Origin of the sequence: Vibrio coralliilyticus ATCC BAA-450 (genome assembly GCF_000176135.1) — a bacterium.
GTDB classification, from domain to species: domain Bacteria; phylum Pseudomonadota; class Gammaproteobacteria; order Enterobacterales; family Vibrionaceae; genus Vibrio; species Vibrio coralliilyticus.
The window spans coordinates 109,686-125,349 of the sequence record NZ_ACZN01000014.1; the positions used below are offsets into that span (position 1 = coordinate 109,686).

Below are 15,664 nucleotides of genomic sequence, written 5' to 3' on the forward strand. Positions count from 1 at the left end.
GAAGGCTGAGGGTAAGCACCACAAAAAGACCGGTACCTCGGCGTCAGTTTTGTCCAAGGCGCGTCACAAGTTTGAGGATTGGTCACAAATGGTCACACGAGTTGGTATTTTCTAAAGGTATAGTTCGATGTGAAAACATTCACTAAAAGGTGATTATGAAGGTGCCAACGCCCTACCGAGTCCTGCTCGTTGAAGACGACCTGGAACTCGCCGAATTGATCCGAGACTTTCTCCAGAACTACGAATTTACCGTCACGATTGTGACCGACGGCCGAGAAGCGGTTGAACGTATTCTCACCGACTCCCCAGACTTGGTAGTGCTGGACATCATGTTACCCGGACAAAATGGGATGGAGGTATGCCGCGCCGTTCGGTCGCATTTTCAGGGTATGATCTTAATGCAAACCGCGCTGGACGACGATTTGGATCAGGTCATGGGTCTTGAGTTGGGCGCCGATGATTACATCGTTAAACAGGTGAAGCCGAGGCTACTCCTGTCTCGCATTCGCGCCTTACTCCGTCGTCACGAGCGCACTGTCGCGGGAGAAACGGCAGACGAACTCAGAGTAGGGTCATTGGTGATCAATCTGCACCATCGCAGTGTGGCACTCCACCAACAGGCACTGAAACTGACGACGTCCGAATTTGAACTGCTGCTGTTGCTTGCCCAACACGCCGGCCAAGTAGTATCGCGCGATGACATTGCTCAGCGACTCCGCGGCTTTGAGTATGATGGGCTTGACCGCTCGATTGACCGGCGTATCTCTCGCCTGCGGCGAACACTCCATGACGATCCCCACGACCCGGCTCTGATCAAGACCGTACGGGGCATAGGGTACCAATTGTGCCTTGCGACTCAAGGAGCCTAATATGATCCGTGCGTTTTCTGTGCTGTGGTTGGCGGTCTTTATGCCCATTATCTTGCTCCTCCTCCCGACTCAGTGGAACCCTATTCAACGTCTCAACGAAACCTTTTCCGAAGACTTCTATCAGCAAATCTATGCCAACAACGTATCGACGCTAACACAAACGTTGCTGACTTATCCGCAAGCAGAATGGCCATCGGTGGTGCATCAATACGCCCAGCATTTTGCTTACCCCCTTCGGCTACAAGCGCTGGCGGATTACCAAGAGAACGACGCCAAGTACCTATCCCTTGTTAAGGGACAGATGACATTTCTCTATGGCGATCCCATGGCGTTGCTGCAGCGTGTCGGAGACAGCGATCAACTGATCTATTTTGCCCTGAATGAATCCACGCAACAGGCGGCGCTGAATCAAGCCAAAGGCACCTTGTATCTAATGGCTGAGTCTTTGCGGGCACAGCCCACTGCGCTATGGGTGTCGCATCTGGCCGAGCACACGGCCTCGATTCCCTTTGTGGTCACGCTGAAAAGCGATGAGCAATTATCGTCGCAGGCGCGGACAGCCATTGCGCTTGCTCCGGGCGAGGCGGTGAGTTATCTCAACGAAGAGGGGCTGGTGGAACTCCTAGCCCCAGTAGGGCAAGGGACCTGGTTGCAGGTGGCAGACCACTTGTCTCAGACCACTCAAGTCAAACTCACCGGCGCCGTTGGAGGGTTGTTCTTTTTATCGGTCTCTCTGGCTTTGGTGATTTGGGTCTATCCGCTGTGGCGCGATCTCAAACGTTTGGTGATCACCGCGACGGCCTTCGGCCAGGGGCAGCTCTCGCAACGGGCCAGCGCCAGCCGCTTATCTGTAGTGTCCCAGTTGAGCGTTTCCTTTAACGCCATGGCCGATAACATTGAAACACTGATCGCGGGCCAGCGAGAACTGACCAACGCCATTGCCCACGATTTGCGTACGCCCCTGTACCGTTTGCGCTTTGCGCTGGAAATGCTTGAGGATGAGACACTCTCGGCAGCACAAAAGAGCAAATATCAACGCTCGGTCCAAAACAGCATTGAGGATTTGGACCACTTGATCAACCAAAACCTGCTCTTGGCGCGCTATAGCCGCATGACTGACTGGCGCCAGTTTTCACACGCGCGCCTGGTGCCGGCCTTGCGTCAGGAAGTCGAAGAGTATCGCTTGGTGCACCCACACCTGACTGTGGAGTGGTTATCTCCGCATCCCCTCGACCAACACACGCTATTTCTCGACCACTCTGGGTTGATGCGAGCCGTGAAAAATATGCTCGCGAACGCGGGGCGGTACGCACGCCAATCCGTTCGTCTGACCTTTGAGCAACACGAGACCGAGTACGTGATCGGTGTGGAAGACGATGGGGTAGGCATTCCACCCGATGAAGTGGAGCGAGTATTTGAGCCCTTTGTGCAACTCGATAATCACACGCGCACGAGCGGCAAAGGACACGGATTGGGGCTGGCGATCGTGAAACAAATCATGCTGTGGCATGAGGGCAGTGTCCAGGTGCACACCTCCTCACTGGGAGGCGCGAAATTTGAGTTACGCTGGCCCTGTCAAACGCCACCGCCGAGTAAAGGTGAGAGGATTGTGACCAAATCAGACACAATCAGTCCATAAAACGCCAACGATTTATCAATATTGTGAATGGTAGTTTTGAGAGACCGTTTATTCAGTGACTCAAAAGGACCTCACATGACACTAGGACGCTTGGCCCGACTGATAACCCTCGCTCGCAGCTCCGTGACCTCAACAAGGGGCCAACTGGCCCACTTCCTGGCAGGGTTGTCTCTGCTGATGGTATTCCCCCTGTTGGTGGGCTGTGTGGACGATGCCAGCGATGGTGAAAAGTACACGAAGCCCACCGTAAACGCCGGCAGCGATCAAGCGCATACGCTGCCCGTCGAACGCCTGATCCTGAGCGGCTCCGCCAAAACGTATCCTGATTACTTATACTCCATCAAAACCACCCATTGGCGGCAGGTTTCGGGACCTCAGCCGTTGGTGCTGCTGAATGAAGACGAGCTGACGGCGATGGCCCTCAACCCAACGGCAGCAGGCACCTACGAATTTGAACTGTATGCCAAAGATAGCCTGGGCCGAACGAACACCGACCGTGTGACGGTCGTTTTGCGTGAGGTGGCGGCGCAACTGAGGGCCGCAAGTACACAAGGTTATGCAGACGACTTTGACGTTATGTGGACGTCCGTGACCGAGCACTACGGCCAGTACGAGGTCATTCAAGATCAATGGCAGCAGATCTATCAGCCCTATTTGCTCAAAGCCAGTGCGATAGAATCAGAGACGCAATGGGAGCAGCTATTGCTCGATCTTCGGGCGCACGTGCAGCCCGAGACGGTGGCATGGCAAAGTTCGGGAACCAGGGTAGAGAGTCAGATGACAAACGGTATTGTGACGCTGCGTATCATAAGGGTTCCGAATGGGCAGCCACATGAGCTGGAACAGGCCATCCGCCATGAACTGCAGCGATACCCTAATGCTCAGGAATGGGTACTGACAGGGCTGACGGCGTCTGCCCGCGATCTGCAAACGGAGTTAACCCTTTTCAAGCTTTTTGCCTATCAAGACACGTCAGTGTGTCTGTGGCGTCGCTCCGCTGAGCCTGAATGTTATGCACTCCGGGCCAATGCGCTGCTTGGAGGCAAGCCTGTCCGGATGGACAGGGAGGGTAATAAGGAGACCAAGTTAACGCGATTTTTGGCCGCGCAAGAGGCTGGAGGGCCTCCGGTCTTGCTCTACCCTGATTGGGCGTTGGGGCGTCACGGAGAGAGTCCAGAAATCAAGCTATGGGGCGCAGCGCCGCTCAATTCTGAACACCAATAACGCATTTTAAATTCTGGCTTAAGAGAGCTCGAAGGGTGGAAATGATATAAGCTTGGTTTCATAATAATAACCAAGCACTTGTGATAACCCGCGAGTCAACTCTGAGCAGAAGGAGGAGAGTGAGCATGAGCCAGGCGTTAAATGCGGACGTGTTGTATCGGACGATTGATCCTCTGTTCACGTCACTGATCCACGCGCATCAGCACGAATCTCTCTATGCCTTGGTCATTGACCAAGGCGCTTTATTTATCCACACCGAAGCCGGTTGGCAACGGACGTGGAAGGCGTACCAGCGTTGGTGGGCCGATGAGCATGTGCATCTCGAAGACTGGGCGAGCTTTGAAGACAGCCAGGGGCGTAGGCTCAACACATGGAATGATTTAGAAACTCTGAGTGCTCTGTTTCCGCTACTGCCGTCAATCAGCGGGAATGCCACGCATTTGAGGGTGTCGGACAAAGCCGCGGTGTTGTCTGCGGTCAACACTGCGAGACAGGCGCTGCGCCAGCCTCAAAGTGTAGAGCAGCTCGCTCTCAAACAGCATCTTCGCCATTGCCCTGAGAGTTGGGAGGCGCAATACATGTTGCCATTTTATGGATTGGATGGGTTCGAGGAGGCGGCCTATCAGCATCACTGCCAGCAACCCAGAAGTATGCGATGGAATAGTGAGTATTATTGTGCCATGGAGACACTGCTCGCGCGCTTGTTGCATGCCCCCGTGATGGCGAAGATTAAATCGTCAGAAGGTTTCTATGCCTTGGTGATGGGGACTGAACGTTACCATACTCTCGACACGACGTTGTAAGAGTGCCACATACTTTAAATGCTAAACCAGCGGATAAGTGCGCAGCGCAAAAAGGCGTTAACACGATGGTTGACGCCTTTTCATCTCGGGAATTCCAGGATCTTCCGGGTTAGAAGTGGTAGCTCACACCCAGTGATAACACGTTGATTTCCGCATCAATGCTTGCTGTGGCGCTGCCTGCTTTCAGCAGATCCAATTCCGGCTTCATGTACTCCCATTCGGCCATGACGCGCACATTCGGCGTCAGGGCGTATTCAGCACCGAGGCCAAATTTGCCTGTCACCGTTTCATCCGATACGGTGTAAAGGTTTGACTTGAATTCCGCCCCAAAGTACGCAAAGCCGCCTTTTGCAAACAGGTTGAACTGCTCGCCGATTGGCAACATGCCTTTGGCTTGCACTGCCGCGAACTTCATGTCGCCCACCGATACCGTTTGACCATCGAGCGCATCATATCCGCCAATCGATCCCTCGATAGCGATGTACTGGTTGAACTCGTAACCACCAAATAGCTTGATGGCCGGGCTGTCGTCGTCGGAGATCTCAAGTGACTGGCTGGTCGAGTAGATCGGAGAAGATAGGTGACCCTGGATGTTGTCGAAGCGAGCTTGGCCTGCCGACAAACCCAGATAACCGTTGGCGCTGGCTGTGGTGCACGCGGCAAAAAGTGCTGCTGCAAGTATGGTTTTCTTTAACATTGTGATTAACTGCCTATCGTTTATTGTCATTTATCAAAAGTCCACGTCCTTGGGCAGCCAATGTTGTCCTTTTCATTGGGTTTCGAAACGCAGTGATAGTAATCAATCGATATCGGTTAAAACATGTAGAATTTGGATGAATTTTTACCTTAATTCGTCACAATCATTCATAAGTTGTCATCAAAAGGCAGGAGGGGAGTGAAGGATTACTGTACGTCGAGTTTGGAAGTTTGATAGTCTTGTCAGAGGCTTAGAGTCAGGTTCGACGTCAAGAGCTAGGCGAATGGGGGACCGTATCACCCAATGAAAAGCCCTTTGCCTTCATGAATTGGGCTGGGCAAGCAAATAGGTATGGACAAATCGCTGTCACTCACGACTTTACATGGCACCAATAATACAAGTAGGAACCAATGAAAGAATTTCAGGATACACAGAGCGGTGCGATCCTGCGCTACCACGATCTCCCGGGCGACGGGACCCCGATTGTCTTTATTCACGGCTTAGGGTGCGCCTCTTCGCTTGATTACCCCCAAGTGGCGGCGGCCCCTGGTTTGGATCGCCATCGTCGCATTCTCATCGATATGCTGGGCTCTGGGTTTAGCGATCAACCCGACACGTTCAGCTACACCATAGATGCTCATGCCGCCTTGCTGGCGCGTTTGATTCAGGACTTAGCGCTAGGCGCCTTTTTTCTCTTTGGCCACAGCATGGGCGGCGCCGTGGCGACCAACGTCGCGACTCGCCTCGAAGACCAAGGCTTACAGGGGCTCATTCTCAGTGAAGCGAACTTGGATGCGGGAGGTGGGTTCTTTAGCCAACAGATTGCCGCGTATTCAGAGGCCGACTATCTCAGAGTCGGGCATGCGCGACTCATACAGAGCAGTCGTGCTGAGGGCAATGGCAATTGGGCAGCTGGTCTTGCCACCAGTGCACCACTGGCCATTCATCGTGTTGCGCAGTCTTTGATCGCCGGGCAACTGCCCAGCTGGCGCGAGCGTTTGTATGCGCTTTCTGTGAGCAAAACGTATCTGTTTGGCGAGCATTCGCTGCCCGATCCCGATAAGGCCATTTTGGACGCCGCGTCCATTGATATCGGCATTGTCCCTGACGCCGGACATTCGATGGCGTGGGAAAATCCCCAAGGGCTGGCGGACGCTCTACTGACGGCGATCCAACGGGCCGATTGAAGACCTCAATAAACCGAGATTAGGAGAGTGCTAGATGTTCAGAGTGATCTACGAATGGCGCGTGGCCGCCGAGAAAATGGCCGATTTTCAACACGCTTGGCAAGCGGTGACGGACACCATACATAAAACGGTGCCAGGTGCGCTCGGCAGTGCCTTGTTCCGGTCCACGCAAACCCCAGATAAGGTGCTGACAATAGCCAAATGGCGGACTCAGAAAGATTGGGAGGTCTTCTGGGGGCAAAGCGACCCGGCGCCCATGCGGCCCTTGCACCAGTTGGGTGAGCGGATCGGTGTCGAGACGTTGGACGAAGTCGAGGATCGTACCCGATGAGGGCGAATCAAAGAGGGGCCACCGCGTTGCACGACTGGCCGTGGGGACGGTGGATGGTCCTTTTCATTGGTATGCTGACCTCGACGCTCAGTGCCGCTGCCTGTGATTCCGAAGAGATCCGCGCTGTTCGAGCCAGTGCGCTTGCCGCCTATCAGGCGAAGGCAGTCAGCGATGCAGCCCACCAGCTCAGCACGTTTTAAGATGAGACGTGCGATTTTTACACCTTAGCGCAGTCGTCGGATGCGGTGCTCAATGAAGGACTGTGGTTGATCAGCGATTTGATGCTCTATCGCCGAAAGACCAACGCGATCTTAGCGTGTTTGTCGTTGGGCGATGAGGTGTATCGCTCTTGGATGGTCAGTGAGCCTTCACGTCACTTGCCCCGAGCCGAGCGAGCGCTTCAAACCAACCTGGCCCAATGTCGGCAAGCATTAGAGACCCAGTTTGTCTCCCCCCCACCTTGTCCTCTCTCAGACTACGACACGATGTTTGCGTTGCCGGCCTCCTGGCGTGAGCGTAACCCCCTGTTTCATGAGGTGGTGTGTGTGGCGCTGAAAGAGAACGATCGTAACCTCGTTGGAGGCCAACGTGACGGTCCCCAAACCCACAGTGAGGGAATGCAATCTTATTTGCAATTGGAGGTGCTGTACGTAAAAAACGTCACGTCCGCGCAAACCACGTCGGGGGACAATGGGGAGTGGGTCAATCAATACGGTCTCGACGTTGTGTACTTCTCCACGGCCCACGAGTCGCTCATCGGTGGTGAGCAGTGCTACGCGCTCAACCTCAAGGTGGGTCATGAAACCGGCACCCTCCTATTGGAAGGCGGGGCGCACTATTGTGAGGGCGGAACTGCCACGTTTGTCCACCGAATGATCGCCACGCTCGACTACCCCTTCCGGGTCCGCGTACTAGAACAACGAATGCATGCAGTGAAATAAGCTCAGAGGACGCGCTCACGGACGTTTTCACTAAACGGTCAGTGTTTATGCCTGTTTTTCCGAGCATGAGAACAGGATCACTGAGTCAACAATTTCAATCCTGCTAGGATTTCTGGCCAGCTGGCGTGGGATCGCTGTCGTCAGCTCAGCTTGAGGAGGGCCTCAACGTGGCTGGGACCATTCGGTCGCCCGCTCGACCCCCAACCAGAAAGGACAGAGCGTGACGGTGACGAGAGTCACAGACCGCTGTTAACGTCGATCGTCAATTGGTATGTCTGTAAACCTATGTTGGATATGTTTGTTACTGCTCACAGTGAGCAAAGGGCCGTGCTCTACGCAGGCCGTGAAACGCTGTCTGAAAAGACGGCCAGGATCATGCTGCGTCGCCTTGACACCGAGTATTACACGCGCTCAGAACACCGACGAGTGAAAGAGGTGCTCACCAAACTGGGGTATTTGGCCCAAGAGAAAAGTCGGGAAGCGGAGCTGCTCGACAAAGCGAATGAGACGATCCGCAAAGCCAATGCCCGTATTCATGAGCTGAAGCAGCAACGCGATGAGGCCGAGCGCAGTGCCAGCGAATTAAAGAAACAAAACCAGGTGTTGCAAGGCCGTTTAATGTCAGCGGCGTGTTCCCTGTCAGATAAAGATATTTTGGGTTATGAGTCCCTGCCTTCTGGGCCGGAATTAAGGAAGCGCTACAAAAATCTCGCAGCGATCCATCACCCGGATAAAGGAGGCAGTAAGACCATGATGCAACGGTTAAACGATTCCTACGAAAAACTGAAAGCGCAAGTGGCTTAAAAGCAAGCGCCTCGTGGCTTTGCGAAGGGCAGACCACGGTGTTTGGTATAGGCCTCGTCAATGAAACGGGAGGGTGGTATTATGCGCCGCTTTAACGATAAGTGGATGTATTTTCATGGACGACCAACAACGTATCAAGAATGGCTCAGTACGCTCTCGCATTGTGCTTAGCGGGGTGTTGCTCTCATTGGCCGGCTGCGCCAATCACTACCAATTAAGCCCGGAAGCGGCGTACGCTGAGGTGATGGTGACGTCGACCAATGACTCAACACGGACGCTGCTGCGCGATAGTGATGTACTGATTTTCAGTCCGGAGTGCCAATTGATTGGGAACAGCCCTGTGATGGCTACACAAGGGGGAAACGACGAAAGCCATGTGTTTCCGGTCTTGCGAGTGCCGGTAGGTCAAGCCATTGCCTTAACATTGGCATACCGAGACGCACGACTTGGTGAGAATCGTGCTTGTGCCACCACCTTGATTTTTACGCCACAGAGCCACCATCGTTACACCCTCACACATACGGTCTCGAACCAGGTTAGGCAGTGCCGTGCCGACATGGTCGATGAGACGACCGCTGCACAACCATCGTATGCGCTGGCGGATTATAGCTGCTCAATGCAAGGAAAAACCGCCGCGGGGACGAACTCCAAACCAATCAGGCATCGGATGAAAATGGAGAACGGCGTCGCCATCGCTGTCAAGGACGAGAATTGGTGAGACGCTTGCGCCCGCCTCCCCGCTGTTAGAAGTGACAATTATTGCGTGCGTTTATATGCACTGTTTATCATATAAATTTCGCGAAAGCGTCTAGACTGTGACCGTCTTTCTAACGGTAACAGGATGAAAGTATGACGGTCGCAACAAGAGCCGCCAAGCGGGTGGAATGGATCGCGCAATGTCTGCCTTTGGTGTGGTTTGTGCTGCTCGTTCTGGTGCAGCATTCATAAGGGGCAGTGCAAGCCTAGGCAAAGCCTGCGTCAAAAGGCTTTGCCGGGTCTGTGAGGGCTCAATCAGACAGATAGTACTGCACGGTCGATACGACCCGTACTTTCTTTATGTAGGGCGTGTTGCTGTCGCGATCATAAATCGAAAATTGCCCTTGGGTGGCGCGTTTGATTTTCCCCAGCGAGCTGTCTGAATCCTTGGCAAATTTCTCTGCCACTTCACGCGCATTTTTGGTGGCTTCTTCAATCATGTCGGGCTTGATGTCATTTAATTGAGTAAAGCTGTAGTCAACCCGGTTAGTGTAGGGATCTTGATTGAGCAGCACGCCTTGCTTGCCCAACTCGCCGATTTCGTTGATGGCCGCTCTCACCACTTCAATATTCTGACTGTACACGGTGAGGGTTCGAGTGGCTAAGTACCGGTACTCGATGTTCGGTTCCCCACCGTATTGCTGGGCTTTGCGATCAGTGACCGCAGGCGATGAGAGAGAGACGCTGGATGGGGCTAAGCCTTTGCGACTCAGAAAGTGCTGGACCAGGGCCGTCTGTTTATCAATCTCGTCAAACAAGACAGCCATATCATTCCCTGCGACCGTAAACTGAATCGGCCAAATGACGGTGTCTGCGGGGTATTCGCGTTCTGAGAGTCCCTTGACGGTGACGACACGCTCGTACGCTTTATACTGGATGGCGGTTTGCTGGATGAAGAATCCCAGCACCCCCAAACCGATAATCAGACACAGGCCTAACCATATTGATGATTTCGTGGACATTCGCTCCATTTCTCCTCCTCGTCGCGTCGCTGTCAATCGATAGGATGGCGATCATAACCAGGGCATGTCAATGCTGTGGCATAGAAACGTTAAGATTGACCCCAATGATGGGTTGCAATCAGGGCTGCCAAGCAAACGATGTTTAACCGCTTTTCTTGGCAGTCGCATCAAGTTGATAGGCTCGGGAGAAAGCGCTCAAGCCTGTGGGGGTAAACGCGATGGCTCGCGAGTCCAAATCACGGATGGCCCACTCGCGTGTGAGGAGATCGTCCAATATCCATTGCCCCAAGCTGCCCGCAAGGTGGCTGCGGCGCTCACTCCAATCTAAGCAGGCCTTGCAAAGCGGACGTCGGGCTGAGGTGAGGGTGCCAACCTCAGCCCCCAAACGTTCGAACTGACGGCGCCCTTCATCCGTTAGGTGGTGGTGATTGCGGTCCTCTGTCAGCCATCCGTTCGCGATCAAGGCATCGAATAGGTGCACCCCCAGTTCCCCCGCCAAATGGTCGTAACACACGCGCGAGCGCCTCAGGCGTGGGTCCGTCGTCCCCCGTAAGCGAGGTATTGCAGCGGTGACGGTCAGCAACTGCTCTAACAGTTCGGCCACCTGTGCGTCTTTTATCTGAAAATATCGGTGCCGGCCTTGTTTGCGCACGACGAGCAGCTCACCCGAGACTAACTTGCTCAGATGGCTACTGGCGGTTTGAGCTGTGATGTCGGCTTCTAGCGCCAGTTCAGTAGCGGTTAGCGCTTGGCCACCCATCAGCGCGGTCAGCATCCTAGCGCGCGCTTGATCGCCGATGAGGCCAGCCACCAGGGCAATGTTCGGTTCCATGGTCGTCAATTCGATGTGCATCGAAGCATCAATGAGTGAGGGCAGTAGACTGCCTCAAAAACCATAAGGAGACAACCACCATGACCATTACCTGTTTTATTGAGTATCGCATCGACCCGTTTCAACGGGAGGCGTTTGCCCATTATGCCGAACAATGGGGTGACATCATTCCCCAATGCGGTGGCGATTTACTCGGCTACTTCCTCCCGCATGAAGGCACGAACGATAGAGCTTATGGCCTCATCAGTTTTCCCAATCTGGCCGCGTATGAACGCTATCGCGAGCGGCTCGTTCGATCCGAAGCTGGCCGGGATAATTTTCAGTTTGCCCATGCCGAACAGTTCATCAAGCAAGAAAAGCGGACATTTCTGCGTGTGCTTCCGGCTACCTATATGCGCCGAGCAGAGGGGGATGTGCATGATTGCCGTAATATTTGAGGTGACGCCAAAAAGTGGGGCGGCGCCGCACTATTTTGATTTAGCCAACCAGCTTAAAGAGGCACTGCACCACATGGAGGGGTTTGTGTCAGTAGAGCGGTTTCAAAGCCTCAGTCGGCCCGAGACTTTTCTCTCTCTGTCATTCTGGCGAGACGAGCAGGCGGTGGCGGCCTGGCGCACGCACTTCGCCCACCAACATGCCCAGCGACTTGGCCAAGCCTCTCTGTTTGCTGACTATCGCATACAGGTTGCGCACGTCGTTCGAGACTACGGCATGCAAGCCAGGCAAGAGGTGCCCATGTGACGAAGTAGGCACACTCTAGGTATCGAGGCCGTGGAAATGATACCAAGTTGATACTGAATTTATGCCTTGGGTCCATAAGATTAAGGGGCAGAGCGAGTTCAATGCGCAGCAAACTCAATGTGGTTGAGTCGCGTGCGCTCTGCCATTTTGGACATCAACACATAGACAGTGTATCAATCAAGGAGAAGAAAATGAGTAACCCATCTCAAGCGAATCTAAGAACTGCCACCGTCACTATGGTCAACAATAGTACCCAAGACAACCCGGCTACAATGACGATCACTAATGCATTTGCTACGCAAGGTGAAATCATTACATCGAACTTGCCAGTCTCGGTAGAAAACAATGGCGGCAGTGCTTCCGTTGAGGGGGATGCCACATCACCTCGTCAGGGCATCATCGGCTATGCGACGTACGTCGTTCAGAACATTGAAGACAGCTCGGTTAAGTTCACCAACACCATGAGTGCACGCCGCTGTCAGTTTCAAATCGGTAATGGCGGTCCCACCCTTCACCTAGAAGACAACGGTCAATCGAACGTGACCTTCGGTGGCTTCCGCTGGAATTTCCAAACTCAATCGAATAATTTGGAATACAACATTGTTGTTACGGTAAGTCGCGCTTAGGCCGTGACATCCGTCGTCAGCCATGGCCCTATCAAAAAGGGCCATGGCGATTTCTGTTCTCTGACCCGCCAAATTGTACGGGTCCATCGTACGTTTTCCTGGCGGATGGAGTCGTGGCTGTTGTTGGCCTGTTTGTGGGCGGTAGCCCAGGCAAGCGACGGGGCCGATCTTAAATCTAGGGTCGCCGACTCAACGGCGATCACTGTCCACCTGGATAACCTTCAAGTCAGTGGCAGTACGACCGTCGCCACGGTTACGCTCCTGAGTGGCCAGCAAACGGATCCCGTAACCTTACCTTATGCACTGCTGAATAATGGGGGGTCTTACCAAGCCCATTTCGTTAGCGGCAACGGTATCGTTGAGGGGTACATTGTGGTGTTTATTCAAAATCATGTCCGCTACCTCATTCAATTCCAAAATGCGGCGCAATCTCGAAGTGTCACGTTGAGTCAACAATCCCTTTCGAGTGCCACGCTAGGGGGGACATCAGCCGTCAATGTACGAATCCAGACCCTAGAAGTCGCCAATACTTACCGTATCGCCATTTTGTTTGAAAGTTTGGGTAAGGCCGAGCCGCCATTGTCCGTGCCGTGACGCGACGGTCATCCATCTGGATCACAGTTTGAAAAAGGAGTCGGGTCTATGCCCGAGCCTGCACTACGATTAAGCGGTCAACCTATCATCAATGCTCAACGTCAAAGGGAAAGCGCATGAGTCGTTTCAACTTGAGGGGCGTCCAATGGCACTGGCTGCTGACGGTCTTGCTGATCAGTACGCTGGGCGCGCCGATAGCGAAGGGAGCACCCCAAGCGGCAGACGGCACCTTTGTCGCCAGCCAAGCTTGCCCGGCTTACCAGAGTAAGAATAAGCAGACCAATCCTGGTCAATGGCTGACCCAACCCCAGCGTCAGTATGCAATCCATGAGATCATTGGATCCCCGTCGCTCTCTTGGGTTCGGATCACAGTCCCCGGCGCAGAGCCGGCGTTACGTTGGGTAGCCGCCACCTGTGGAGAAGCGAACTATCAAGTGCGAGGAACGGAGGAGCGTGACGCTCTTAACGCCTTTTGCCGCACGCCCGGGATGGCGACGTCCTACGTGTTTGCGGTGTCTTGGCAGCCGGGGTTTTGTCAGACGGTGCCCCAGTACGATCCCAAGCAGAAACCGGAATGCGAAGTGCGCGATGACAGCGTTGGTTTTGCCCGTCATTTTGTTATCCATGGTCTATGGCCCAACCACCCTAAATGCGATGGACAGGGTCAGCGCCCCTGGTATGGCTATTGTGGCGGAGTCAAAGGTAAGCCCGCAAAGAACCCAAATGCGCCGACCTTTTGTGATTACCCGCCCATTGAGTTATCGGAAGACGTTCGTCGCCAACTAGGTCAAGCGATGCCAAGCGCAAAGTACGGTTCCTGCCTGCAACGACATGAATGGCACAACCATGGTACCTGTCAGACGGTTTGGTCGCCGGACGGTTATTACCACCAGTCCATGCGCCTGCTCGATCAGATTAACACATCGTCGTTTGCTCACTTTGTTCGAACCCACATCGGCCAAGAGGTGGCCGTCGTGGATCTCAGAGCAGCGTGGCAGGCGGCGTTTGGCCAAGACACTGATCAGCAGATAAGGCTCCAGTGTCGACCTCACGCCCAACGCTCCTATTTAACAGAACTTCAGATTGCCCTGCCGCTGGAGGTGGAAAGGGAGACCGATCTGGCGGCGTTGCTCCAGATGGTCACACAGGGGCAATTTGAGCAAGGGAAGTGCGGTAAAAAGGTGTACATCGACCCTATTGGGCGTTGATCTGACGTGCTTTGAAGACGGTCATGTCAGGCACTGCAACGCTAAAAAGGAGAAAGCGTATGCGATTGATAGTCGGAGTACTGATCACTGTGGGGCTGATCTCTGTTTTGAGTTCTGAGCCTTGGTCTGCGTTGTCTGCCGCTAAGAGCGTCACACCATCAGGCGAAGCGGATCTCGCGCCCGATGGCCTTCACGTGATCTCTTGGAACATCCAAGTATTTGGACGCAGCAAAGCGAGCAAGCCTCAAGTGATGGCCCACATTGTGGCGACCCTTCAACATTATGACCTGATAGCCATTCAGGAAATCCGTGACAAAAGCCAAACCGCGATTCAGCAACTGCTGGAGGCGCTGAACAACGCGAGCCAACACACCTACACCATGATTGTCGGTGAGCGGCTTGGGCGCAGTGCCAGCAAAGAGCAATACGCGTATGTGTACCGCGTTGATGTGCTCACGCCGCTGCGTTTCTATACGTCGGATGATCCCGACGATGTGTTTCACCGCGAACCCTTGGTGGCGCATTTTCAGTGCCCAGCCTGTGTCTCACCAAACTTAATTGTGGTCAACGTGCACACCGACCCCGATGAGGCGCATGAAGAAGTGGATGCGCTGAGTGACGTGGTCACGACTGCGATCCAAGCCTCCGCGATCCAAGACGTCTTGGTATTGGGGGATTTGAATGCCGACTGTGGCTACATGAACCAACATGAGCGCGAGACTTCTCCGTTGTTTGGAGATGGGTTCACTATGCTCATTGGTGATGACGTGGATACCACCACAGGTAAAACGCATTGTGCCTATGATCGGCTGGTGGTGACCAACAGCTTGGTTCCTCGCATTGAGCACGCTCGGGTGGTGGCATTTGATGACGATCTTGACTTGGATGAGGCGCAGACCAAGGCCGTCAGTGATCATTACCCTGTGGCGCTCACACTATGCTGAGGCTCGGCGCTTGAAGACGATCACAGTTCCGTGTTGAGAACGCTGGTCAGGTTGCGCGTGTGGAGGAGAGCCGGCACAAAGTCAGCATCGGATTCAGAACCAGAATAATATTAAACATTATGCATATTTAAGTGGTCTACGCTTAAAGTGTCCGATGACAAAAAGCAAGTGACGTCTGTCACGTATGGATTTAGCTGGCTCTCCCTAAGCCAGCTCTTTTTTTCCCTAAGATCGCGTTTCCCAAGGCGTCGAATTCCTTCGATATTGAGTGGATTGCAGACGAAGACGGTCGGCAAGCCCGTGACTTGGCCTGAAACTCTCGGCATTGGTGTACCAATGGTTCGATGGGCATCGAAGTATCGTCTTATTTGATAGGTACACTGACTCAACGATGACTCAGCGATGACAACCAGGATGACGCCCTTGAAATCTCTCTCCCTGCAAGACTACTTAAATACCCACTTTCTTCGCCGCAGTGAACTGGCGAAGCGGCTCAGTGTCCGCTC

Annotated in this window: 19 protein-coding genes; 15 read left to right on the top strand and 4 right to left on the bottom strand. The window is 53.8% G+C overall.

Annotated features, from left to right (window positions below; translation table 11 throughout):
- Nucleotides 1–155 precede the first annotated feature (155 nt).
- The 4 genes from VIC_RS06040 (at nt 156) to VIC_RS06055 (ending at nt 4,535) form a co-directional block, all read left to right on the top strand.
- Nucleotides 156–869, top strand: coding sequence for a winged helix-turn-helix domain-containing protein (locus tag VIC_RS06040; protein ID WP_006958492.1), 714 nt, complete (start codon nt 156–158; stop codon nt 867–869).
- Between the two features lies 1 nt (nt 870).
- Nucleotides 871–2,508 (top strand): ATP-binding protein, encoded by a 1,638-nt coding sequence (locus tag VIC_RS06045; RefSeq protein ID WP_006958493.1) that lies wholly within the window; start codon nt 871–873, stop codon nt 2,506–2,508.
- A gap of 75 nt (nt 2,509–2,583) precedes the next feature.
- Nucleotides 2,584–3,732 carry a PKD domain-containing protein gene (locus VIC_RS06050; RefSeq protein WP_006958494.1) on the top strand — a complete coding sequence of 383 codons (1,149 nt, stop codon included), beginning with the start codon at nt 2,584–2,586 and terminating at the stop codon, nt 3,730–3,732.
- Nucleotides 3,733–3,857: 125 nt separating this feature from the next.
- Nucleotides 3,858–4,535: a hypothetical protein gene (locus VIC_RS06055; RefSeq protein ID WP_006958495.1), complete on the top strand. Its 678-nt coding sequence runs from the start codon at nt 3,858–3,860 to the stop codon at nt 4,533–4,535.
- A gap of 109 nt (nt 4,536–4,644) precedes the next feature.
- Here the strand turns inward: VIC_RS06055 and VIC_RS06060 are convergent, their stop codons facing one another.
- Complete coding sequence (locus VIC_RS06060; protein ID WP_006958497.1) at nt 4,645–5,232, bottom strand: outer membrane beta-barrel protein; 588 nt, start codon at nt 5,230–5,232, stop codon at nt 4,645–4,647.
- A 410-nt stretch (nt 5,233–5,642) separates the two neighbouring features.
- Between VIC_RS06060 and VIC_RS06065 the strand changes: the two genes are divergently transcribed.
- From VIC_RS06065 to VIC_RS06090, 5 genes are all read left to right on the top strand, one after another.
- A complete protein-coding gene (locus VIC_RS06065; protein WP_006958499.1) occupies nt 5,643–6,419 on the top strand; it encodes an alpha/beta fold hydrolase in 777 nt (258 codons plus the stop codon).
- 34 nt (nt 6,420–6,453) lie between these two features.
- The gene (locus VIC_RS06070) at nt 6,454–6,750 is read left to right on the top strand and encodes an antibiotic biosynthesis monooxygenase family protein (protein WP_039951361.1); all 297 of its coding nucleotides are present in this window, start codon (nt 6,454–6,456) and stop codon (nt 6,748–6,750) included.
- A gap of 545 nt (nt 6,751–7,295) precedes the next feature.
- Entirely contained in the window at nt 7,296–7,691 is a 396-nt protein-coding gene (locus VIC_RS26675; RefSeq protein ID WP_157622091.1) for a hypothetical protein, read from the top strand.
- A 150-nt stretch (nt 7,692–7,841) separates the two neighbouring features.
- Complete coding sequence (locus VIC_RS06085; protein WP_236612154.1) at nt 7,842–8,495, top strand: J domain-containing protein; 654 nt, start codon at nt 7,842–7,844, stop codon at nt 8,493–8,495.
- A 115-nt stretch (nt 8,496–8,610) separates the two neighbouring features.
- Nucleotides 8,611–9,213 (top strand): hypothetical protein, encoded by a 603-nt coding sequence (locus VIC_RS06090; protein ID WP_006958505.1) that lies wholly within the window; start codon nt 8,611–8,613, stop codon nt 9,211–9,213.
- A gap of 289 nt (nt 9,214–9,502) precedes the next feature.
- Here the strand turns inward: VIC_RS06090 and VIC_RS06095 are convergent, their stop codons facing one another.
- Entirely contained in the window at nt 9,503–10,222 is a 720-nt protein-coding gene (locus tag VIC_RS06095; protein WP_021455631.1) for an SIMPL domain-containing protein, read from the bottom strand.
- 133 nt (nt 10,223–10,355) lie between these two features.
- Nucleotides 10,356–11,066 (bottom strand): ArsR/SmtB family transcription factor, encoded by a 711-nt coding sequence (locus tag VIC_RS06100; protein WP_006958509.1) that lies wholly within the window; start codon nt 11,064–11,066, stop codon nt 10,356–10,358.
- Between the two features lie 59 nt (nt 11,067–11,125).
- Here VIC_RS06100 and VIC_RS06105 point away from each other — a divergent pair, with 59 nt between their 5' ends.
- From VIC_RS06105 to VIC_RS06120, 4 genes are all read left to right on the top strand, one after another.
- Entirely contained in the window at nt 11,126–11,482 is a 357-nt protein-coding gene (locus tag VIC_RS06105) for an NIPSNAP family protein (protein WP_019278055.1), read from the top strand.
- Nucleotides 11,463–11,786 (top strand): antibiotic biosynthesis monooxygenase family protein, encoded by a 324-nt coding sequence (locus tag VIC_RS06110; protein ID WP_039951364.1) that lies wholly within the window; start codon nt 11,463–11,465, stop codon nt 11,784–11,786. The genes VIC_RS06105 and VIC_RS06110 overlap by 20 nt, the downstream gene beginning before the upstream one ends.
- 191 nt (nt 11,787–11,977) lie before the next feature.
- Nucleotides 11,978–12,412 carry a hypothetical protein gene (locus VIC_RS06115; RefSeq protein WP_006958511.1) on the top strand — a complete coding sequence of 145 codons (435 nt, stop codon included), beginning with the start codon at nt 11,978–11,980 and terminating at the stop codon, nt 12,410–12,412.
- A gap of 120 nt (nt 12,413–12,532) precedes the next feature.
- Nucleotides 12,533–13,006, top strand: a complete 474-nt coding sequence (locus tag VIC_RS06120) for a hypothetical protein (RefSeq protein WP_039951365.1) — start codon at nt 12,533–12,535, stop codon at nt 13,004–13,006.
- Nucleotides 13,007–13,107: 101 nt separating this feature from the next.
- Here VIC_RS06120 and VIC_RS26965 read toward each other — a convergent pair whose 3' ends face one another.
- Nucleotides 13,108–13,335: a hypothetical protein gene (locus VIC_RS26965; RefSeq protein WP_236612168.1), complete on the bottom strand. Its 228-nt coding sequence runs from the start codon at nt 13,333–13,335 to the stop codon at nt 13,108–13,110.
- A gap of 159 nt (nt 13,336–13,494) precedes the next feature.
- Here VIC_RS26965 and VIC_RS06125 point away from each other — a divergent pair, with 159 nt between their 5' ends.
- Together VIC_RS06125 and VIC_RS06130 are read left to right on the top strand one after the other, a co-directional pair.
- Nucleotides 13,495–14,214: a ribonuclease T2 family protein gene (locus tag VIC_RS06125; RefSeq protein ID WP_236612164.1), complete on the top strand. Its 720-nt coding sequence runs from the start codon at nt 13,495–13,497 to the stop codon at nt 14,212–14,214.
- Nucleotides 14,215–14,273: 59 nt separating this feature from the next.
- Nucleotides 14,274–15,158, top strand: coding sequence for an exonuclease/endonuclease/phosphatase family protein (locus VIC_RS06130; protein WP_006958513.1), 885 nt, complete (start codon nt 14,274–14,276; stop codon nt 15,156–15,158).
- The last annotated feature ends 506 nt before the right edge of the window (nt 15,159–15,664 follow it).